The sequence below is a fragment of the Vibrio salinus genome (assembly GCF_021272385.1).
Lineage (GTDB): Bacteria > Pseudomonadota > Gammaproteobacteria > Enterobacterales > Vibrionaceae > Vibrio > Vibrio salinus.
Genome location: NZ_JAJSDZ010000010.1, coordinates 1,389,664 through 1,412,197, shown reverse-complemented (window position 1 = coordinate 1,412,197; position 22,534 = coordinate 1,389,664). Strand labels below are relative to the sequence as shown.

The 22,534-nt window shown below is 43.4% G+C and carries 20 protein-coding genes; 12 read left to right on the top strand and 8 right to left on the bottom strand.

What is annotated here, in order from left to right; genetic code table 11:
• Positions 1-213: 213 nt before the first annotated feature.
• From LRQ06_RS19905 to fecE, 7 genes are all read left to right on the top strand, one after another.
• Positions 214-1,521: an anaerobic C4-dicarboxylate transporter gene (locus tag LRQ06_RS19905; RefSeq protein ID WP_232768788.1), complete on the top strand. Its 1,308-nt coding sequence runs from the start codon at positions 214-216 to the stop codon at positions 1,519-1,521.
• 97 nt (positions 1,522-1,618) lie between these two features.
• Positions 1,619-2,524: a bifunctional helix-turn-helix transcriptional regulator/GNAT family N-acetyltransferase gene (locus tag LRQ06_RS19900; protein WP_232768787.1), complete on the top strand. Its 906-nt coding sequence runs from the start codon at positions 1,619-1,621 to the stop codon at positions 2,522-2,524.
• Positions 2,525-2,697: 173 nt separating this feature from the next.
• Positions 2,698-4,815 (top strand): TonB-dependent siderophore receptor, encoded by a 2,118-nt coding sequence (locus tag LRQ06_RS19895; RefSeq protein WP_232768786.1) that lies wholly within the window; start codon positions 2,698-2,700, stop codon positions 4,813-4,815.
• A gap of 74 nt (positions 4,816-4,889) precedes the next feature.
• Positions 4,890-5,804, top strand: coding sequence for a Fe(3+) dicitrate ABC transporter substrate-binding protein (locus LRQ06_RS19890; RefSeq protein WP_232768785.1), 915 nt, complete (start codon positions 4,890-4,892; stop codon positions 5,802-5,804).
• A gap of 1 nt (position 5,805) precedes the next feature.
• A complete protein-coding gene (locus LRQ06_RS19885) occupies positions 5,806-6,792 on the top strand; it encodes an iron chelate uptake ABC transporter family permease subunit (RefSeq protein WP_232768784.1) in 987 nt (328 codons plus the stop codon).
• A complete protein-coding gene (fecD, locus tag LRQ06_RS19880; protein WP_232768783.1) occupies positions 6,789-7,748 on the top strand; it encodes a Fe(3+) dicitrate ABC transporter permease subunit FecD in 960 nt (319 codons plus the stop codon). The genes LRQ06_RS19885 and fecD overlap by 4 nt, the downstream gene beginning before the upstream one ends.
• The gene (gene fecE / locus LRQ06_RS19875) at positions 7,748-8,518 is read left to right on the top strand and encodes a Fe(3+) dicitrate ABC transporter ATP-binding protein FecE (RefSeq protein ID WP_232768782.1); all 771 of its coding nucleotides are present in this window, start codon (positions 7,748-7,750) and stop codon (positions 8,516-8,518) included. Before fecD ends, fecE begins: the two co-directional genes overlap by 1 nt.
• A gap of 79 nt (positions 8,519-8,597) precedes the next feature.
• Here fecE and LRQ06_RS19870 read toward each other — a convergent pair whose 3' ends face one another.
• Positions 8,598-9,503, bottom strand: a complete 906-nt coding sequence (locus tag LRQ06_RS19870; RefSeq protein WP_232768781.1) for a LysR substrate-binding domain-containing protein — start codon at positions 9,501-9,503, stop codon at positions 8,598-8,600.
• A gap of 114 nt (positions 9,504-9,617) precedes the next feature.
• On the opposite strand from LRQ06_RS19870, the gene LRQ06_RS19865 reads away from it, so the two are divergent.
• The 4 genes from LRQ06_RS19865 to LRQ06_RS19850 all read left to right on the top strand — a co-directional run bounded on the left by LRQ06_RS19865 (position 9,618) and on the right by LRQ06_RS19850 (position 13,421).
• Positions 9,618-10,946: a 6-phospho-beta-glucosidase gene (locus tag LRQ06_RS19865; protein ID WP_232768780.1), complete on the top strand. Its 1,329-nt coding sequence runs from the start codon at positions 9,618-9,620 to the stop codon at positions 10,944-10,946.
• 143 nt (positions 10,947-11,089) lie between these two features.
• Positions 11,090-11,377: a YciI family protein gene (locus LRQ06_RS19860; RefSeq protein ID WP_232768779.1), complete on the top strand. Its 288-nt coding sequence runs from the start codon at positions 11,090-11,092 to the stop codon at positions 11,375-11,377.
• A gap of 202 nt (positions 11,378-11,579) precedes the next feature.
• A complete protein-coding gene (locus LRQ06_RS19855) occupies positions 11,580-12,824 on the top strand; it encodes a DNA/RNA non-specific endonuclease (protein ID WP_232768778.1) in 1,245 nt (414 codons plus the stop codon).
• Positions 12,825-12,989: 165 nt separating this feature from the next.
• Positions 12,990-13,421 (top strand): GNAT family N-acetyltransferase, encoded by a 432-nt coding sequence (locus LRQ06_RS19850; protein ID WP_232768777.1) that lies wholly within the window; start codon positions 12,990-12,992, stop codon positions 13,419-13,421.
• Between the two features lie 15 nt (positions 13,422-13,436).
• Here LRQ06_RS19850 and LRQ06_RS19845 read toward each other — a convergent pair whose 3' ends face one another.
• From LRQ06_RS19845 to LRQ06_RS19815, 7 genes are all read right to left on the bottom strand, one after another.
• The gene (locus LRQ06_RS19845) at positions 13,437-14,333 is read right to left on the bottom strand and encodes a LysR family transcriptional regulator (RefSeq protein WP_232768776.1); all 897 of its coding nucleotides are present in this window, start codon (positions 14,331-14,333) and stop codon (positions 13,437-13,439) included.
• A gap of 117 nt (positions 14,334-14,450) precedes the next feature.
• A complete protein-coding gene (locus tag LRQ06_RS19840) occupies positions 14,451-15,068 on the bottom strand; it encodes a cysteine hydrolase family protein (protein ID WP_232768775.1) in 618 nt (205 codons plus the stop codon).
• Between the two features lie 68 nt (positions 15,069-15,136).
• On the bottom strand, positions 15,137-15,706 hold the full coding sequence (locus LRQ06_RS19835; RefSeq protein ID WP_232768774.1) for a Crp/Fnr family transcriptional regulator: 570 nt from the start codon (positions 15,704-15,706) through the stop codon (positions 15,137-15,139).
• Positions 15,707-15,795: 89 nt separating this feature from the next.
• Complete coding sequence (locus LRQ06_RS19830) at positions 15,796-17,286, bottom strand: MFS transporter (protein WP_232768773.1); 1,491 nt, start codon at positions 17,284-17,286, stop codon at positions 15,796-15,798.
• A 17-nt stretch (positions 17,287-17,303) separates the two neighbouring features.
• Positions 17,304-17,633 (bottom strand): ArsR/SmtB family transcription factor, encoded by a 330-nt coding sequence (locus tag LRQ06_RS19825; RefSeq protein ID WP_232768772.1) that lies wholly within the window; start codon positions 17,631-17,633, stop codon positions 17,304-17,306.
• A gap of 239 nt (positions 17,634-17,872) precedes the next feature.
• Positions 17,873-19,948 carry an EAL domain-containing protein gene (locus tag LRQ06_RS19820; protein ID WP_232768771.1) on the bottom strand — a complete coding sequence of 692 codons (2,076 nt, stop codon included), beginning with the start codon at positions 19,946-19,948 and terminating at the stop codon, positions 17,873-17,875.
• A gap of 239 nt (positions 19,949-20,187) precedes the next feature.
• Entirely contained in the window at positions 20,188-21,654 is a 1,467-nt protein-coding gene (locus tag LRQ06_RS19815) for a sensor domain-containing diguanylate cyclase (RefSeq protein WP_232768770.1), read from the bottom strand.
• A gap of 258 nt (positions 21,655-21,912) precedes the next feature.
• On the opposite strand from LRQ06_RS19815, the gene LRQ06_RS19810 reads away from it, so the two are divergent.
• On the top strand, positions 21,913-22,509 hold the full coding sequence (locus tag LRQ06_RS19810) for a gamma carbonic anhydrase family protein (protein WP_232768769.1): 597 nt from the start codon (positions 21,913-21,915) through the stop codon (positions 22,507-22,509).
• The last annotated feature ends 25 nt before the right edge of the window (positions 22,510-22,534 follow it).

Sequence of the window (22,534 nt, the reverse complement as noted above, 5' to 3'; positions counted from 1 at the left end):
AATATTCTGCATGAGCTGCAGTTCGTAGCTTAAAAATGTTATTGATACTTTGACTTTCGTCAATTTGGCCTATGCGATATTTTTATTGATGGTAAATATTAGGCATTTCAAATTTTGGGTTTCTATCGGTTATTTTAATAATACTTTGATGAGTTTTTTATATTTTGTGACATTTTTAATTATTAAAATAATAACGATTAAGGAATCTACCCCATGTTATTTGTTCAAGTTTTACTGCTGTTGGGATGTATTATCCTGGCAGCGAAATTAGGCGGTGTCGGTGTTGGATTAGCCGGCGGATTAGGAATGGTTGTGGCCGTTTATATATTGGGATTAGCTCCCGGAAATATCCCTGTTTCTGTTATTTTGATTATTATGTCCGTTATATTAGCACTTTCCGTAATGCAGGAAGCCGGCGGAATGAAATACATGGTTAAGTGTGCGGAAAAATTATTAAGAAATAATCCCAGATATATTAACATTATTGCACCTGCAACTACGTTTGTTTTAACTACTTTGGCAGGTACCGGATACACCGCTATGTCTGTTTTAAATGTTATACAACAAGTCGCGAAAGATAATGGTGTAAGGCCAAGTCAGCCACTGAGTTCTTCGGTTGTTGCGTCACAGATTGCGATTACGGCGTCTCCAATTTCCGGTGCAACAGCGGCGATGTATGTTGTCGTGGAAAAAATGGGGGTCAGCTTTGTTGACGCAATGGCTGTGATTTTCCCATCCGCATTATTTGGTTGTATCGTTGCGGCATTTGTTGCCAGCAGACAAGGTTGTGAATTAAAAGACGATCCCATTTATCTTGAACGCGTGAAAAATGGTTTGGTTAATTTAGATGATATTGAAGATACCGATGAACCTATAACACCGGAAGCGAAACGTTCGGTTTTCTTTTTCCTTGGGGGCGTTATCTTTATTGTTGCTATGCTGATGTTTAAGTCTGTTATCGGTCATCATTTAGGTTCAAAAGACATTATTATTATTACGATGTTTTTTGTTTCTCTGGTAATGGCTGTATTTTGTAAAGTACCGCTAAACCGGATTAAACAGGCACCAATTTTTCGCGATGGGGCTGAATCAATCATTGTCATTTTGGGTATAGTATGGCTGAGTTCAACTATTATCGGGGCTCATATCGGTCAGATTAAAGATATTGCGGCAACGGTTTTGCATCATTATCCGTTTCTTCTGTCTCTGGTGTTTTTTTGTACCAGCGCTCTATTGTTCAGTCAGGGAGCGACCAGTGCACTTCTTATCCCTATAGCGGCTTCAATTGGTGTCGATGCCGGAACCATTCTGGCAAGCTTCATTGCGGTCAGTGCCTTGTATATTACCAATATTTATCCGACCACCGCATTTGCTATCGCAACGGATGATACCGGTTCGTTTTTGAGCCGGAAATGGAATGGGTCTTTCATTGTGAATCATCCTTTCTTCCTGCCCGGAATTTCCGGCATTATTGCTGCGGTTCCGTTCGGATTTTTACTTGCTACCGTTTTTGTTCACTAAAATGTGTTAGCTGTCTTATTCAGGTTAGTCTTGACAAAATTGCGCACCGCAACTAAATTTGGTTGCGGTGCGCAATTTTATGTAAGGATTATGCCAAATGAAGGATTCATTATTACGTCAGTATTCCCGTCAGATGGTTCGCCTGCTCGGAATGCTGGATAAACAGTGCGGAATGCTCCACGTTACTCCCGTTCAGGCTCATGCTTTGGGAGAAATTCGTTTACAGCCTATGTCTGTCAACCAGCTATCTGAGCAGTTGGTTGTGGATAAATCTAACGCCAGCCGGACGGTGTCCGGTCTTGAGAAGGCAGGGTTAGTGTCTGTTCAGCCAGACCCGCGTGATAAAAGACGCCAGGTTGCCGACATTACTGCTGAGGGATGCGCTGTGCTTGAACAGTTAGACCGGCAGCAATCTGATTTTTTTTCCCGGGTGATAGGGCAGTTAAGTGAATCCGAGCAGCAGCAGGTAAAGCTGGGAATGGAAAACTACCTCAAAGGTCTGGTGAAAGCATTCCAGTCAGAAAATTATATTATCCGCCCGGTGACACCCGGCGATAACGCAGATATTGCTTCTGTTATACGCAAGGTATCGGCTGAATATGGATTAACGCCGGACAAAGGTTATGGCGTATCTGATCCGACGTTGGATGATATGTACAACGTTTACAATAAAACCGGATCAGGGTATTGGGTGATTGAACAGGAAGGAAGAGTGATTGGTGGCGGTGGATATGCACCTTTGAAAGGAAATGAAGCGTATTGTGAGTTGCAGAAAATGTATTTTTTACCGGAAGCACGGGGACACGGATTAGCAAAGCGTATCGTCGGTATGATGGAACTACAGGCAAAGGCATTGGGATATTCTGCCTGTTATCTTGAAAGTACAGAAAGCCTTAAAGAAGCTATAACATTGTATGAAAAGCTGGGATTTGAGCATATTGATACACCTTTAGGACATACCGGACATGATGCATGTGAAATTGTTATGGTAAAGCCAGTATAGAAATTCGTCCGTTTTTATCGCTATTGTATGAGAATTATCCGGAACTGCTTTTTTAACTTACATAAATATTAATAGCAATTGTAATAAGAATTGTTATCAGTTATCTTTGCCGGAACTGTAACTATTTATTCATGATATTGATGTTTATTTCTCGTAATATTCTGGCATCGTTTATGTTGCCAGTAATTGGTACTTGCTCTTTTTCTGTATTAGCAGAACAAACGGCGACAGTAAATGAAACGACAGAGAAGACCACTGACTCTACGTCAAAGGCTGAATCAAATGATTCGAATACAACGGATACCAGTGATGTTGTTGTGTATGGCCGTGCGCTTTCTTTATACCGCGAGCAGGAATCGTCTCTGGCGACCAAGACGCCGACCGACATCGATAAAATTCCTCAGTCGGTTCAGGTCTTACCCCGCCAGCTTATTGAAGATCAGGGCGCAAGGGAGATCACGGATCTTTATCGTTCTATCAGTGGATTAAGTGCGTATAACTATTCTTATGTTACATTTCGTGGATTCCGTCAGGATGAAACGTTGTTCGATGGTGTCAGAGGGAATCCGTTTGAGGGTTTTTCAATCCCACAATTGTTTAATATCGAACGGGTTGAGGTGCTCAAAGGTCCGACCGCCGCTCTCAATGGTGGTGGCGAGCCGGGAGGTGTCATTAATTATGTGACGAAAAAGCCAACTGCCGATACTCAGAGAAAAGTAAGTGTAACGGGCGGAAATGAAGATTTTGCCAGCGGTAGTGTTGAGTTGTCCGGTTCCGCCAATAAGCAACAGACGCAAAGGTATCGTATTGGTGTTTACCAGGATCATGAAAATCCATCCAGAAAGAATACCGACGTAAGAAACCGTATTATCGATCTGGGCTATGAAATTGATGTGTCGGATTATACTACCATTGGTTTGCAGTTTATGGATGTTCAGCAACATAATGGTGGTTATCGTCTGCGGGGAATACCGGTTGATGATAGCGGAAATTTCCTGACTGATACCGACTGGAATGCTAACGAAGCATCAGACTATCAGACGCTTGATGCTCAGGTATATCAGGCGCGGGTTGATCATTATTTTAATGATAACTGGAATGGCAACCTGACACTGCGTTATTACGAGAATACTGAGAAGCAGCGCTATCACGAACCAAATGGTTTGGTGGATACTGACTCCGATGGTATTTACGACGAGACAAAACGTCAGTTACGGGATCAGTTATGGGAACATAAAGCCGGCTCGATGACAGGGAATTTAATTGCAAATTATGGCGATCATACTGTATTGATGGGCGCGGATTATTATCAGCTCAATACGCACTATGTCTACTACCGGGGGAATGCCACAAATCTTAGCCTGACGGATCCGGTCTATGACGAGGATACCGGAAGTGTGTCGACTTCTCTGAATAAAGAAACCAAAACCCGTTCTGAAAGGTATGGTGTTTATTTACAGGATCAGTGGGATATTACATCAAAACTAAATCTTGTCAGTGGTCTTCGCTGGGATGGGTTCAGCGATCATATTGATGATCTAAAGAATAATTCGACGGATGATTATACTGGAGGTGGATTGTCCTATCGTTTGGGATCGACTTATGAACTCACCGGCGATTTTCATCCGTATGCAGTTATTGCTACCGGGTTTGTTCCTCAGGATGCTGCTAAACAGGGGGGAGCTTCCGGAGGGCCATTTGATCCGGAAGAGAGTCTGATGAAAGAAATTGGTGTCCGGAGTTACTGGCTGGATAACCGGGTTAACGTTAATCTGGCAGCGTACCACATTATTAAAGAGAACGTTCTTCAGGAAGATCCGGAGGACTCTGACAAATATGTGGCGTACGGTAAAGTCCGCAGTCAGGGTATTGAGATGGATATGCTGGCGGATATCACGGAAGACTGGGCTGCTAACCTATCTTACGCCTATAACGATACCAGAGTAAAACAGGCTTACGATGGCATCAGCCGTACCGTCGGTACCCGGTTTGCCAATGCACCGCATCACCAGCTTGGTGCGTGGACGCGTTATGATGTTGTAGCGTTGAATTCTTCAGTTGGTTTCGGAGCCAGTTACGTTAGTGAGCAGCTCAGCCAGGACGGACAACGGGTTAAGCCATACACTATCTACGATGCGTCATGGCAAACTAAAATCGAAGATTGGACAGTTCAGCTTAATGTAAAGAATCTGTTCGATAAAGAATATGCTATCAGTGGGTTTCTGGAAAGAACCGGTCACTTTGTCGGGGAAGGCCGTCGTATCTATCTGACGGCCAGTTATGACTTTTAATCAGTGATGCGCAAGGTCTGGCGATATGCCAGGCCACTTTCTGATATCCGGACAAAGTAAGAAGGATTAATCTGATGAGAAAAACACTTGGTTTCTTTTTCTGTTTTGTGTTGTTGTTCTGTGGTGAAGTGGCCGTAGCTAAAGCGGTTACCGTCGTGGACAGTCATGGTCGGTTTTCCATTGATTATCAGCCTGAACGTATTGTTGCTCTGGAATTTTCGTTTGTTGATGCACTTGTCTCTGTGGGGCTCAGTCCGGTAGGTATTGCGGATGACAATGACCCGGGTCGTTTGTTGCCAGAGATAAAAGAGAAACTCAGTCACTGGCAGTCTGTCGGAACCCGCTCTCAGCCTAGTCTGGAAGTCATTGCTTCCCTGAAACCTGATCTGATTATTGCCGATGTGGATCGCCACTCCGGAATCTATAGTGATCTGAATAAAATCGCCCCGACTTTGCTATTGCCATCAAGACGCGAAACGTATCAAAGCAACCTTAAATCCGCTGAGATTATCGGAAAAGCAGTTGGAAGAGGGAACGAAATAGAGCAGCGGTTGCGTCAGCATAATAAGGCTATGAATCATTATAAGCTTTTGTTTAAAAAAGCAGGTCTGGCGCATAAATTTGTTCAGTTCGGTGTCGCAAGAGAAAACGGGTTTTACGCACATTCTGAGGATTCTTACGCTGGCGGCGTACTCCATACACTGGGATTTGAAGGGGCGGCCGCACTACATAATGAGAAAGCTTCCCGTCAAATCAGCTTTGAACAACTGTTGGCCATCAATCCTGATTATCTTGTCGTGGGAGATTACGTTTCTGACAGCATTATAAAAAAATGGGAAAAACAGTCACTGTGGCGTGTGCTAAAAGCAGTACAAAGTCATCATATTTATCATGTAAACGGTAATTTATGGTCCCGGTGCCGGGGAATCATGGCTGCCGAAGCCATGGCTAATGATTTAATGCAACTGGCATCAGGCAGAAATTCCTAACATGGTACGGTACGTTTTTCAGTGTCTTGTGATGGCCCTGGTCACTTTGATGTTATCGTGGTGGGGGCTTTTTGCCTTTTCCTCATTTCCCATTTCCCCTGCGGATGCGTTAGCGGGCCTCTTTTCTCCGTCAAGCGGCCGCACGGCTCAGATTTTGGTTCATGAAGTCCGGCTTCCCCGGGTGATAGTTGCCTTGATGGTCGGGGCAAATTTAGCGTGCGCCGGTGCATTAATGCAGGCCCTGACTCAGAATTCTCTGGCTTCGCCGGGGCTGTTCGGCGTAAATGCCGGGGCGGCGATGGGCGTGGCATTCGTTTCTACGTTTTGGGTCTCTGACAGCCCGGTATCGGCGACGGTTGCCGCTATTTTTGGCGGTGGCGGTGCATGGGCGTTGGTCATGATTCTTGGCGGTGGCTGGCGTCATGATGTCAAACGGAGCCAACTGGTTCTGGCCGGGATCGCGATTTCAGCGTTATGTGGCGCCGTAACGAAAGCGTCGGTTTTGCTGGTCGAAGAACAGGCATCCAGTGTCATGGTCTGGCTGGCCGGTTCTTTTGCCAGTGTGGCATGGGACACGGTTTTTTGGTTGTTCCCGGTGTCGCTGCTGGCGCTGATCGTCAGTCTGGTGATTGCGCCGAAACTGAATCTGATGTCGATGGGTGAGGAGCGGGCTGTCACGCTCGGCGTGAATCTGATGTCTTTGCGTCTGATCATCAGCCTGCTGGTTCTGGTGTTGGTCGGAGGGAGTGTCAGTGCTGTCGGTTCTATTGCCTTTGTGGGGTTAATGGTGCCACATATTTGTCGTTTTCTGTTCGGGTATGACTACCGGAAGCTGCTTCCGCTCTGTGTGTTATCCGGCGGGTTGCTTTGTGTGGCTGCCGATATTGTCAGCCGGGTGGTCAGTTTCCCGGTCGAAACCCCCGCCGGTGCCGTACTGGCGTTGATTGGTGCCCCCGGATTTCTCTATTTGGTCAGGAGAAAATCATGAGAAAATCAATGATCACAGGTGTGATTTTATTGGCAATCATCATGATTTCAGTGGCCAGCCTTTTGTACGGTGCCGTTCATCTGTCTGGTCATCAGGTATGGCAGGGATTATTTTCAGGCAGCGAGCATTATTTTACTATTCACGAATACCGGCTCCCCCGTCTTTTTCTGGCTGTGATTGTCGGAGCATTGTTGGCCGGAGCCGGGACACTGGTTCAGGGGGTGATCCGAAATCCACTGGCTTCGCCGGATATTTTAGGCATCAGTCACGGGGCCGGGCTGGCGGCTGTGTTGTGGATGATTGTTCGGCCGGGTACATCCGTGTACTGGTTGCCCTTTGTGGCACTGGCTGGCGGATTATCTGCTGCGATGATTCTGTTATTGCTGTGCCGGCATTTTATTCAGCCCGTCAGGCTGGCCCTGACCGGTGTCGCCTTGTCGGCTTTACTTGGCTGCGCCATCGATTTTTTATTGCTAACGCAACCGATGGAAATCAATAATGCATTGCTCTGGCTGACCGGCAGCCTGTGGGGAAGAAGCTGGAATCACATTTTGATGCTTGCTCCCTGGCTGGCTACGATTCCTTTTGCTTTGTGGCGTTGTCACTCCCTGAATTTGCTGACTCTGGGGGACGATAAGGCCAATACATTAGGCGTATCAATCACAAAAACCCGGTTGTGGTTTCTGGGGATCGCCATTATCTGGACGTCGGCCAGTGTTGCTGTGGTCGGGCCTTTGAGTTTTCTTGGGCTGGTTTCTCCGCATCTGGCGAGACAAATGGTGGGAGGCCGGCATCAGATCCTGTTACCTGTCTCAATGCTGATTGGGGCGTTGTTGCTACTGAGCGCCGATTTTCTTTCAAGGGTAGCTCATCCGCCATTGGAACTTCCCGCCGGTATTCTTACCGCGGTGATTGGAGCGCCATATTTTCTCTATCTTTTGACCCGGTTGAAATAATGAAACAGATTACGACGGAAAAATTAACGGTTGGTTATCAGAAAAAAGTGGTTGTGGACGATGTGTCTGTTGTGATCCCGACTGGCAAAATAACGGCGTTACTGGGCCCGAATGGTTGTGGAAAATCCACGTTTCTTAAAACATTGGCCAGAATACTTAAACCTGTGTCAGGGCACGTTCTTATCGAGAGTCAGAATGTAGATGATTTGTCATCGAAAATGTTTGCCCGCCAACTGGCCTTGTTACCTCAGTCTCAGTTACCGCCTGAAGGCATTACCGTCAGAGAAGCGGTCAGTTACGGACGCAGTCCGTACAGCGGAATCTGGGGACAGCTCTCTGAAAAGGATTGGCAGTACGTTGATTCGGCGATGAAGGCAACCGGCATTACTGAGCTGATGGACAGGAAAGTAACGGATTTATCCGGAGGGCAATGCCAGAGAGTCTGGCTGGCCCTGACGCTTGCTCAGGATAGCGACTACATTCTGCTTGATGAACCAACGACTTATCTGGATCTCAATCATCAGGTTGAGCTGATGAAATTGTTGCATACGCTTAAAGCGCAGAAAAAAACCATTGTTACTGTGTTGCATGATATCAATCAGGCCTGCCGTTACTGTGATCATCTGATTGTGATGAAAGATGGACAGGTGATGGATGAAGGTTCCCCTGAATCGGTGCTGACAACCGATCTGCTATCTTCGGTGTTTTCTCTGGACGCGGAAATTCACCGGGACCCTGTCGCCAGAACACCGGTTTGTGTGGTGAGATAGGCCGGTTTGATGACTACACTTCACATGCCCCGCCTTGCCTAAATCACCATCAACTCGCTGCAAAAACCATCACCAAAGGTCAACAGACCCTAAGCTGTTCATTAATCCACAGTGAGAAAGCGTTAAATCTTGGCCGGACTTCATGCCCTTTCGGACAAATTAAATCGTAACCCAGTCCTGAGTCGACCGTTTCCAGAGGGGCTATCAATTCTCCGCTGTCAAGGTAGGGTTTGATCAGCTGGTAACGCCCCATGGCAATCCCCATTGAGTTTTTGGCTGCCAGCATCGTGAGTTCTTCATGGTTAAAAACGTACTTTTTACTCATTACATCAATCTTTCTGTTGGTTTCTTTCAGCCATGTTTGCCATTCTGCCTGTGGGGAGAGAAATTCCAGTGATTCGGTACAGTGCAGGAAGCAGGCTTCCGATAATTGTTTATCACCGGTGTTCAGATTGAGTGACCGGGCGTATTGAGGCGTACAAACCGGAACCAGAGTTTCATCAAATAACCGCTGGTGGTAAAAGTCGGCGTGGGTGGCATCACCGTAATAAATGGCCAGATCCACCGGTTGATTCTGAAAATCCAGTTTACTGGCCTTAACCCGGATTTTGACATTCAGGTTAGGATATCTGGACTGAAAAGACGCTAACCGGGGCATCAGCCACAGATGAGCAAACGTTGGGGCGATGCCGATGTAGAGCTCTCCGCGTAATTCGTTAAAGCGAATGTCTTCAATTTCAGAAAAAACGGTGTCCAGTGACGTATTCAGGACACCTAAAATCCGTTTCCCTTCTTCGGTCAGTTCCAGCTTTCTTGTTAAGCGAACAAAAAGCTTAAAGCCCAGTTCCTGTTCCAGTTTTTTGATGCGTTGACTGACTGCACCCTGCGTCAGACACAACTCTTCGGCGGCAAGGGTAAAACTTAAAAATTTAGCGGCAACACTGAATGAATACAGGTTGGCAATGAGCGTTTGTTTGTTATCCATGATGCTAAGCTTATGTATTAGTCTCGCTAATACATACTAGCGAATATTTGGTTTGTTAGCGATTGAAATTTACTGTGAAATTAACCTGACTTATCCATAAGGCAGGGGAACACTATGAACAAGCAGCTAAAAATCGCGGTTATCGGTGCCGGATCCAGTTATACTCCGGAGCTTATCGAGGGACTTTTAAAAAGAAAGCATGAGTTACCGGTAGCCGAATTGTGGTTAGTTGATATCGAAGATGGGCTGGAAAAAGTGACGATTATCGCCGATCTTACCCGTCGGATGATTCAGCGTGAAGGATTAGAAATTCGGGTTGAAGTGACTCTGGACCGAAAAGCGGCATTAGAGAACGCGGATTTCATCTGCTCTCAATTCCGGGCGGGGTGTCTGGACGGGCGCATTCGTGATGAACGGATTTCTTTAAAATATGGGATGATTGGTCAGGAAACTAATGGGCTAGGTGGATTTGCCAATGCTTGCCGAACCATCCCTGTTGCTCTGGATATTTGTCGTGAAATAGAGCAGCTATGTCCGGATGCATGGTTACTGAACTTTACCAATCCTTCCGGGATGGTGACGGAAGCCATTTTAAAACACACCAATGTGAAAGCGGTTGGTTTGTGTAATGTCCCGGTGATAATGCAAAAAGGCGTTGCCAGATTACTTAATGCCGATGAAAACGAGTTTGTTATGCAGGTAGCCGGGTTGAATCATCTCATCTGGGCTCGTCAGATCTTACATCAGGGTGTTGATAAGCTGGATATTGTGGTTGACGAAATTCTTAAGGGCCGGGATTACCTGGTTCCGAGCAACATTCCTCCTTTTGCGTGGCCGGAAGATCTTCTGAGAAACATGAAAATGATCCCCTGTGCGTACCTTCGTTATTATTACCTCAGTGATGACATCATGCGTCAGGAAATGGCCGAAGCGGATGGCGAAGGAACCCGTGGAGAAGTCGTGAAAGCCATGGAACGTAAGCTGTTCGATATTTATAAAAATCCGTCGCTGAATGAAAAACCCAAAGAATTGGAAAAACGGGGTGGTCAGTATTACTCTGAGGCCGCATGTGAGTTGATGTCATCGATTTATAACGATAAGCGCACCATCATGCATGTAAATACAAGAAATAACGGGGCGATTAATGATTTGCCTGATGATTGTGTTGTCGAGGTGAGTTCTGTTATCACAAAGAGCGGACCACTTCCCCTGAATGTTGCCCCTTTCCCGACGGATACATTACGCATGATTCAACTGATGAAAGAATACGAGTCACTGACCGTTAACGCTGCGGTCACGGGCAATCTGAATGATGCAAAAAGGGCGCTGATCCTGAATCCGATTGTGAATACCGGAATGGTTTTGGATGACGCATTGATGGAGACGGTGCGAGAAAATGCGGCTTACCTGCCACAATTTCAGCATTTACTGAATGAGAACTGATTGTTTAATAATGTGAAACAGAGTGTTCCTGCATCCGGTCTGGTTTGTTCTCCCGGTTTTCGTAAGATATCTCCAGACCTTCTGAAGACGTTGTATTCAGAGGCGTTGGTATAAAATACATTATCAATTGAGGAGAACAATCTATGTTTATCGTTTCTTTAACTTATGTCTGCGAATTAACGAAAGTTGACCAGTTTGTGGGAGAACACCGGGATTATCTGGATAAGCAGTATGCGTCGGGTGTCTTTCTGGCTTCTGGCCGGAAAGAGCCTCGTAACGGTGGCGTTATTCTGGCTAATGCGGAAAGCAGAGCAAAACTGGATGTATTATTAGAGCAGGACCCGTTTTATCAAAATGGTGTTGCAAAATATGATGTCATTGAGTTTATTCCTTCTAAAACCTGTCCTGAACTTGATTTTTTACGTCAGTAATTCAGGTTCTGAACCTGTCTGTTTTTAAACGATGAAGCCTATGAAATGGGCAGGTTAAGTTTGTCCATACAGAATTTATTCGTTTTATGCATGATCGTTCCAGCTTATTTCGGTGATTTTCTAGCCGCTGTCATTTCTGATTCATTTATATGCCTTAAATTACATATTGAACATTCATCTAAGGAAGAACAGGAGCAGATCGATGGCGGCAGTGACAGCAAGAAAAATGGGTTATGACGAAGATTTTTTAGATGGCTATACGATAGCAATTCCAACGCCGAGTGCAGAATTGTCATCCGAAATTCTATTTGATGCAGATCTGAGAGACGGCTACATCCTGGATTATGAGAAGTATTCGGTGGTAATGAATGCCGACCCGCAAAAACGTTCGGCAGCCGTTGTGGCATTTATGTTTGATCAGGAAAAGTTTAAGCAAACAAAGCGGGCCAGACGCTGGCAACTGGATAGCCGGATTGGTTACGATGACCAACTGGATAATGATTACTACATCAATAATCCCTGGGACAGAGGCCATTTAGCCCGCCGTTCAACTGCCGGATGGGGAGATACCCGAACAGAAGCACAGCGAAGTGCGAACAGCACGTTCTTTTATACTAATGCCGCTTTACAGCATTGCTGTCTTAATCAGGACGAGTGGCTGGCTCTGGAAAATTCCGCTAAAGAATGGGATATGGATTCAGACGGTAAAATTCTGAGTTTTAACGGGTGTATTTACGGTGACTATGACCGGACCATTCAGCCTCAGGGCAGAGATATCGTCCGCATTCCTTCTGCTTTTTTTAAAGTGCTTGCATACAAAAACAAAAAGGGTCAGCTTGAATGCCGGGCATTTATTGTCGAGCAGGACAGCTTTAGCATGAAAGATAAGAATGCGTCTTCTCAGCCCAGTTTTGATTCAATGACTTATCAGGTGTCTCTGATGGAAGTGGAAGTTCAGACCGGGTTGGTATTTGATGAGCAGCTTTATGAGGCTAATCCACTGAAATACAATGCCCCGGATCCGGATAACAGTCTTAATATTGTTCATACTCCTGAACGTATCGAAGTCTTTAATCCATCGGATGTCATTGGTCATGGTGATACACGGCAAACCGTGAAAGATGATATTGTTGATATTTTTATTACATTGCTGAATCTTAGTGAACAGGAACCGGCTCTGACATTGATGAATATGGGAACTCAGCCCATCGATATCAGTGGTTGGTTTGTGTTATCGGGAAAGGGTAAACAATTTGCTGTTCCTGCGGTTACATTGAATTGCGGTGAGTCGGTGAATATTCTGCTGACCGGCTACGACCCGAAAGACAACAGTATGTTGGTTTTGAAGGACAGCCATGATGCCCGTATTGATTGGGTGCATTATGAACCTACAGGGCTTAATACCGATATCATCCGGTTCGTGACACCGGCCCGGCTTTTAGAATAGTCCGGTTTAACCACTATCTGATCATCTGTAGATAGTCAGATAGTGGTTGTTTCTGGTGGTCGCGTGTGATTCAGTATTCAGAGGGTCCCGGTTTCTACATATGTATCCTTTAATTCGTTGACTGGAAATTTGTACTGCTATTTTTATTTTTTGGAGAAGTGATAAATGATTGAAATTAAGTCCCCGCAGATTACCGACGCTCCGGTTATTTCAGATTTGTTAGCATCTCTTGGTTATCCGGGTACTCAGCCTTTTATTGAACGCAGAATTGAACAGTTGTTGGCTCATCGTGATGCTGAGCTACTTGTAGCCGTTGATGATGGAAGCATTCTGGGGGTTATCTCTCTGCACTTTATTCCTCAGATTGCTCTGGCTGGTGACTATTGCCGTATCAGTGCGTTATGCGTATCGGAAGAAGCCCGTAATGGCGGAATCGGTGCACTGCTTGAAGAAAAAGCCGTGGAACTCGCGAAACAACGGGGTTGTGATCGTATGGAAGTGCACAGTCATTCCCGGCGTGTGGATGCGCATCGTTTTTACTACCGGCAAGGGTACGTTGATTCCCCCAAATATCTGTGTAAGTCTTTGACGGATTAGGGGTTAATGATGGCGTTATTTTGAGCCGGGAACGGGGCATTTGGCCAGAGAGAGCTGTTTGATAAAATCGATAAACACCTGTTCCCGTTTGGATGGTCTCGGGTTGATATGCACCACGAACATGGGTAACGGTGGTGGCATGTATTCCGTCAACACATTGACCAGTTTTCGGTCCTCAATTGCCTGCCCGACAGTAAAATCCGGCAGATAGGCAATCCCTAATCCGTTGAGTGCCATCTGGTATAAATCCAGACTGTTATTAATTCTGGTCTGTCCGAATACGGGCATATCGACCTCTTTCCGGTCAATGGTATATCTCCATGCTTTCGATTGGTTGTCAAAATGTAGCAGGCAGTTGTGTTTATGCAGGTCATCCGGGTGTTGCGGTGTTCCGTGTTGATCCAAATAGGCTTGTGAAGCAACGGTATGTTTTCCCCAATAGCCAATCAATGTGTAGTAAAGCGTGGAGTCCGGGAGAGGCCCGCAATGCAGTGCCAGATCATATCCGTGACTAAAGAGTTCCAGTGAATGGTTACCGGCAATGATATCCAGAGTCAGGTTCGGGTGAGACCGGTAAAATTGCTCCAGTGCTGGTATCACGTGTAACTGACTGATGGAGTGAGGTACGCCGACCTTAAGATTGCCACTGAGGGTATTGTTTTCTCCTGAGATCTGATTCAGACACTGATCGTATAAACTGAGAATGTTTCCACAGTGGTCAAAAAACATCTGCCCTGAAACGGTCAGTGTAATTGAACGGGTATTTCGTTTTAACAATGAAGTCTTTAGCTGGTATTCCAGTTTATTAATATGACGGCTGACCATCGCTGGTGAGATATCTAACTCACTGGCTGCGGCACGAAAGCCGTTTTTTTTCACTACCATACAGAAGACTTTCATTGAGTCGATCATTGTGATAATTCCATGTCATTGGTTACCGGGCATCATCTTAACACTCAGTTATGAAAACCAGAAAATATATCTGCCGGTCAGCAAAGCCTCTGCTATGTCTGTATATTCAAAACGTTATTATTGCGAGGCTGTTGGCTCAAGTAAATTTTGGACGGAAAGCTCTTTCCCAAAATGTCTGACAATATGTTGGCTGAAATGTTTTTTCTGTGCATTGGAAAAAGCACCGGTTGCCTCGGTGATCACAAAGGTATTGTACCCTAAATCGTGTGCTGCCCTTAGTGTTGACTCGACACATACATGAGTCGCAAACCCGATCAAAATCAGGTTGTGAATGCGATTGTTTCTTAACACACTATCCAGATTACTGCCGGAAAAGGCACTGGCTCCGGTTCGCCCGGTAATGACATGCTCGCCGTTTTCGGGTTTAAAGTCAGGATGAATTTCTCCCTGAAATCCCTGCCAGGTTTTATTCGCCGGGATTGCATGTCTCATTCCATAGGAAGCATTACCAAAAATCAGATAGTTATTGTCCGGCTGCAGAGTAACATGAATAATGAGATACCCTTTTTCTCTGGATGCCGTCAGAACGTCTTTCGATTTTTCAATGGCACCGGCAAACGCCTCTTTGTCCTGCACCAATTTATTACGAAGGTTTCCCCGTTCACTTACCCATTCATTCTGGTATTCAATGAGTACCAATGCCGTCTGGTCGGGCTGCAAATCTACCTTTTCCATTGTGTCTTCTCCTGTTGGACTGTTTTTTACAGATTACGGCAGAGAGTGAATGGGTGCCTTATCAAATGTTAAGGGCTGTGTTTTAACCGGGAGAACGTCACGGGGCTCATACCTAAATAACTTGCGATTTGGTAGTCATTGATTCGGTTGAAGAGGCGGGATTCATTGGCCGCCAGATCCTGAATTCTTTGTTTTTTATTCAGGGTTAGTAAACGGTGTTCTCTGCTGACTTTTTCGTTAACCAGCCACTCAAGATAGCGAAGATAAAAGTATTCCCATGCATTGAATGATTCCAGTCTGGATTTGAAATCATGAAAAGGCAACTGTAAGACCCGGGTATGCTCGCAGGCTGCGATACCAAATAAACTGGGTTTATCCCGGGCAATGGGAGCGACAGGGAAAACCAGATGGTTTTCAAAGAAAAAAAGTTTATTACTTTCCTGTCCTTCCGGGGTCAGATAATACATGCGTATCGCACCATGTTGAATCAGGTAAACATGGTCAAAGATCTCACCGGTTTTCAGCAGGTGCTGATCTTTTTCATAGTCTGATGCTTTGAAAGATGAGAATAAGTGTTTTATTTCATTTGTACTTAAACCGGATTCAGTCAAGACGTTCTGGTAGTCTGGATAAGTCATGTTATTACACCTGATAGTAATTTTTATGATTAAATTTAAGGGGTTAAACTTACTAAAATATGAGGAAGATATGAAATCAGTGTATATGGTTAAACTTTGCGTTGAACGACTTTCTTACTCAGAAACAGAGATATAAATGCTCCGGCCAGTAAAGTGACAATAGGAAGCCATACAGAATCAATAAGTGAAATTGCATAATGTAAACGTAGACCATCAGCAGGAGAAATAACCAGTGGTGAGTTATCAATCGAATTAATGATATTTATATTTCTTAATCGGTCTTCTATTACAAAGGCAATAAGAGAATTACCTAACACAGCCCCCAGTATGCGAAATGTGTTAAAAACACCAGATGCGGCTCCTTGCAATGTTTCCGGTACATTTCTGGTTGCGTACGCGGCAAGAGGGGACCAGATAAAGGCGGCCCCTATTCCAAAAATACCATATCCAATTGTGATTAACCAAACGGGACGTTCGGGCATCATAGCCAGCATTAGGAATAAGGCACCAAATGCAGTCACTATAAACGCTGGAAAAACAACATATGGAGCAGTTACTTTCCCAATAATGCGTCCTACTTTGCTGGCTAATATAACACCACAAGCAGGCATTGAAACTGTCAGCATTGCTGTCGTCAGAGGCGAGCAGCCATCAATTCTTTGCAGAAAGTACATAACAGGAACAATTTGCGCGTTTACGGCAATAGAAATCATGAATAAAGAAAGGACGCTAATGGAGAAATCCTGCGTCCTAAACAGTGATAATGGAACCAAAGCTTCATTCTCACGGCTCTTTTGTGATTGGATAAAACAGAAAAGAGAAATGATAGAAATAGACAATATTGTCCATATAGCGATATTCCAGTGTAGTTCTTGTCCCTGTTGAATGGAGAACACCAAGCCAAATAATCCGATACCACTTAATAGAACTCCCGGTATATCGAACCTGTGAGAATTGGGGGAAAACTTAGGAATATACCGCAGAGTTAATGGAATAGCGATGATACCCAAGGGAACATTTACGAAGAAAATCCATTGCCATCCGAGAAAGGCAACAATAACGCCACCGAGTAATGGACCTGAAAATGTAGCTAATCCTGATACTGCTCCCCATGTGGCTAAAGCGGGACCTCTTGCACCAACAGGAAAAACCCTGTTTATCACGGAGAGTGTTTGTGGTCCCATTAATGCTGCTCCTATTCCTTGAAATACTCTGGCGACAATAAGAAGGGAAATCGTGTTTGATAAACCACATAAAATGCTGGAGAAGGTAAAAATGATAATGCCTAAAATGTATATGTTACGGGGGCTGAAGCGGTCTCCCAGCCGACCAGAAAGCAACATAGGGACTGAATAGGCAAGTAAATATGAACTGTTGACCCAAATGACAGAGTTGAGTGATGTCTGTAAAGCGATTTGAATGTTTGGCTGAGCAACTGCAATGATAGTGGTATCAAGCATAATCATAAAAAAACCAATGGAAACAGCCCAGAATGCAGGCCATGGTTTGATGCTCTCTGATTCAGAAAAAAATATATTTTCAGAACTCAACGCAGTGTCTGATTGTTCTATGTGTGACATTATACTTTCCTTAAAAACTATTTTTGGAAGCTATCTTCCTTCGCATGCAAAATAGCATCGAGTAATCCCGGAAACCGTTGTTCAATATCGGCTTTGCGAATGCTAATTAAGCGGGTACGGCCTTGAACTGATGTCGTTGTTAATCCGGCTTCGCGCAACACTTTCCAGTGATGAGATAGGGTTGCTTTTGTTAATTCCAAATCTTGTGCAACAACTCCACACTCGAAAGGTTCAGTATGTTGAGCAAGAACCCGTATTAAGTGCCGTCTCACAGGATCTGCCAGTGCAGATAATAATGAGGTCATATCAATTGAATCAGTCGTTGGCTGAGGAAGTCTTCTTTTCATAATGTCCTAATATTTTTTTGTATCTGTCTATTTTTTATCTGTTTATATAGTAAAAAGTTTTTATTACTTTATTAGATAGTTAGATAATTATCTAACTATCTAATAAAGTAATTCTGAACAGATGCTATGTCAAGAATCATTTTGGAGATAGTAACTCTCTTATCCGGTTATCATTTATAGGCTTATTATCGGATGGAAAGGGGATTAGGTAATACTGAAGAACGAAAATGCTTATGGTGTTAATACTGGACAACTGGTTCAGTTGTATCTGACATTTCGGGAGTTTGAGGTCCCTGAACCAGGCAGTTTTCGATAATTTTAGAAAAATCGGCAGGCTTATTGATGTAATAACCCTGGAAATGATTACATCCCATTTGATATAGCTTTTCAAGTTGCTCTTTTGTTTCTATGCCTTCTGCAACCACATCGTAATTGTATATTTGGGCGATATTAATGAATGACTGAATCAGGATGTCGTAGTGTGGTTCGCCTAATTTGGATACATAACTTTTATCAATTTTTATTTCGTTAGCCGGAAGTTTAAGCAATGATGGAAATGACGTGTAGCCGGTCCCGAAATCATCGAGAGAGATGGAGCATCCTAAATCTCGTAATTCTTTTATGTTTCTAATTTCATATGGATTGATATCAACAAAAAAGGTTTCTGTGATTTCTAAGCATAAAATAGAAGTATTGATATTATATATTTTTAGTAACTTTTTAAAGTTATCAATAAAAGAGTTATCCAGCATTTCTCTGAATGAAATATTAATCGAGAATCGAAGTTTTTGACCAATAATATCATTATATTGATTGATGACTTTAAATGTTTCTTCAATAACCCATAAGTCGATAGTTTTAATATACCCATATCTCTCGGCTATATTAATATATGTTTCCGGAGAATAAGCGGACAGATCCAAAGAGTGGCTTCTTAAAATTGTTTCAACACCGCTTATTTTCTTTTTTTTACGATTATAAATTGGCATGAATTGCAGGTAAAAACTATCTGTTCTCATAGACTTTTTCATACTATTAAGTATAAATAATTCTTCTCTGTGTACCTTTAATGGTTCAATGCCGTAGTGGACCAGCTTCTGAGAATGACTTTTAGCATAACTGGTGACAAGTTTACTGTTTTCAATCAGTTGCTGAGCCGTCTCTGGTATGTGTTCGGCATCGATAACACCAAGTACGATATCAAGTGAAAACTGTCCGGTGTTACTGATGTTTATACCAAGTGAACACAGGTCAAATAATAGGTTATAATTTTTCTTTGTAAATGGTTTACCTTCTTTTAATATTATGAATTCGTCATCATCGATCCGGTATACAACCAGCTCTTTTTTATTCAATTCAACAGTACAACGATGCCAGGTAAAATTAATGATATCTAATGTGGTTTTTTTGCCTATTTTTTCACATAAAGATTTGTAATTAATAATTTTCAAAGAATGTATCTGAAAATTCTTTTCTCTGATGTCTGAATAGTCTCTGACCAGTTTCTCTATGTTAAAAAATCCGGTTTCTTTATCGGTATAAAATATTTTTTTAGATTTCTTAAGGAGAATTCTGGTATGTAAAAAGTAATGGAATAATAGTGCGATAATTAATATTGGCCACAGAGCTGACATCCACTGATAGAGTTCTTTCTGGCTTATTTTATCGCCAACTAATGCCAGATTTTGTATCTTTAGTTGATAGCGGCTGGCATGAAGCAGTGGAATGTCACTGATATACACTTCCAGACTGACAACATTGTTCAAGTCCCGGTGGGAATGGTTATAAGGGATATCATATTTATTCAGCCACCAATTTTCGACATTGAAATCATTCAGGTTAAAAACGTGTATTTTCTCAGGATTGAATTTAACGGCCTGATATTTCGTATTCTCCATAGCCACTGATGGATTACTGGTGTCATAAATCGTTTTTATGAAAATGGTGACTTTTCCTGAGTACCGGGATGTTTCGGCGGAAGCCTGAATGTCTGCCGTGATCCGGTCATAAGAGTGGAAGGATGGGTATGCGTGGGTCGTTTTATTTTCAGGGAAAAGTAAAACAATGCCACACATTGTTATTGAGTTCAGATCCCGTGCATCGCATGTCAGAGAGAGAGACGGATTACTCCGGGTTAATTGTTTTTTATCCGATACCGGGCCCGCAATCAAATATTGAATACCGGGTTTGGTCAGAAGCGAAACAGAAGTAGTGTTTTGGTCTGAAAAAACAAACAGCTGAAAAAGGCTCGAGATGACCAAGGCACTTATTATTATTGTGCTGTAGATTTTTGCCAGCGAAAGTGGCTTACGCATTATAATCGTTCCCGGATTGGTCATTTTTACACCAAGTTATGCTATCACGTAATTTATAGTGAAATAAGTATCACTAACGCTTAATTTAAAAAAGATAGAGGTGGTATTACAGTTAAGACAAAAATATTATCTTGGTTTTATATTATTGATATTTAATAAAAAATATTAATAATCCATTGATAGAGTTGTCAGTTTCAGTATGTAGAATATGAAGCGCAATCCATACATTATTGCTTGTTTTACTTTAGTACGACCTGATCCCGTCCATGATGTTTGGCCTGATATAACGCGTTATCCGTTTGTTCTATGATCTTATCTACGCTCAGATTATTATTTCGTATGATGGAAGCACCGATAGAGACGGAATATGTAATGGGTTTATTCTGGTGGATATAAGGGTGGTTTTTGATTGAGTCTCTAATGTAATGACACATTTCCAGAGCAGTAGTTTCAGCTGTTTTAGGTAACAAAATAGCAAACTCTTCTCCGCCAATGCGCGCAATACTGTCGTTCTTTCTCAACGCTTTCTGACAGATTTTAGTGAAGTGGCACAGGACTTTGTCTCCAACCGGATGTCCGTAGGTATCATTGATTCTTTTAAAGTAATCAATATCCACAATCGCCAGGGTGAAAAACGATTGATGTCTTCGGATATGTGATAGATAGCTCTCAATTTTCTGTTTGATTTTTCTCCGGTTCAGTACTCCCGTTAGGGGATCGGTCGTGGCCTCCTGTTCTAAACGGACTTCTCCCTCTTTTCTGTCGGTGATATCCCAGAAAATACCAGCAAGGACAGGATCTTGCTGGGGAACATCAATTGCAGAATTTGCCGAGACTTCTATCCAGCCATACGTTCCGTCATTTCTCAAAATTTTGATATCGCACCGGAACGATGAGCTCTTGCTGTAAATATATTTACGGGCTTGTTGAAGGAACCGGTGTCTGTATGCTGGATGAATTCTCCTTAACCAGAGCCTGAGATTAAAATGAATAGTATGAACGACGTCGGAGGAGGGGGATAATATTTCCGAAGTACACCACAGATGCCCACGCCGGATATCCAGTTCCCATGTGCTGCATGTTGTATTTTGCATGAGGACACTTAGCTGGTTTCTTTTTACACGGAGGTTATCCCGCACTATGGCACTTGATATAAAAAAGCTCGCTGTTCTGAGAAGCACAATTTCTGTCGCTGACCACTCTATGGCCCTTTCACAGTCATCCAGTCCTAATGTTCCCCACCATTGGTTCTCAACAATAATAGGAATGGTGAGCATAGAGCGTATTTTCTGACTTTCGAGGTAAGTTTTCAGCCAGGAATCCGATAATTTGCTGGTGATGACATGCTGGTATTCCCCTTTTTGGCGACTTTTAATCAGATCAGAATATTCCAGAGTATGAATGGCTGATTTAAAATGATTAAAGTGTGGAAGACCGATTTGAATGTATTTTTCTTCAGACGCCCATTCGAAGACGTAATCCTGCAGAATATAGTCATCTTGTAGCTCCAGTGTCTGAAAGATCCACACCCGGCTTACCTGCGTAATTCTTCCCAATTCTTCCAGCAGGGGATTAATACCATGAAGCAGCCCGTGCCCGGTGATCAAATCAGAGGCACTAGTCAGAATGGCGGTTAGGAGTTCATTATTAAGACTGCCTGATTGGCTGTCGTTTATACTATCCAGACTTCCTGTCTTTATTACCATGCGAAATACTACTTTTAGACCGTGAGGTTTTTATAACTGTTGATAATAAACCCAAATAAAATATTCAGCCCTATACTGCTTTATTTTCGTTGAACTGTATAGCGGATTTAGTACCTTTTAGCATTGTTATTTCTCAGTTTATTGGTATTTCCGGTTGTTTTTAGTACACATAATTGGTTAAAAAATGTCTATTTAATTATTGGATTTTCGGTCTCTGTGTTTTAATAGATTGGTCAATAAAGTCACAGGAGGACAGAGATGTTAATTCGCCACAATGGAAATACGCCGGAAATTGATCCGGATGCATGGGTCGCTCCGAGTGCCGTTGTGTATGGTGATGTCAAGATTGGACCGGGTTGCCGTGTTATGTATGGTGCTCAGATAATAGCAGAGAGTGGTTCAATAACGATAGGCAATGAGTGTATTATCATGGAAAATGCAGTGCTGCGTAGTATGGAACATCATCCGTTAAGTATCGGTAATAATTGTCTTATTGGTCCCACTGCTCATGTTGCAGGCTGTACGGTAGAAGATGAAGTTTTTATCGCAACCGGAGCCTCTGTCTTTCATTCTTCAAGACTTGGGAAAGGCAGTGAAGTTCGCATTAACGGAGTTGTTCATCTGAAAACTCATTTACCAGAGGGTGAAACCGTTCCTATCGGCTGGGTTGCCGTAGGAGATCCGGTACAGCTTTTTCCTTCAGAACAGCATGATGAAATTTGGGAAGTTCAGAAGCCGCTGAATTTCCCGTTAGAGGTTTATGGATTAGATCGTTCGGAAGCCTCGATGAAAAACATTACCCGCAAGCTTTCAGAAAAGCTTGGAACTCATCGTGATACAGACGTTGTTTCTTAACAAGGGCCGGTGGATACGTATTTTC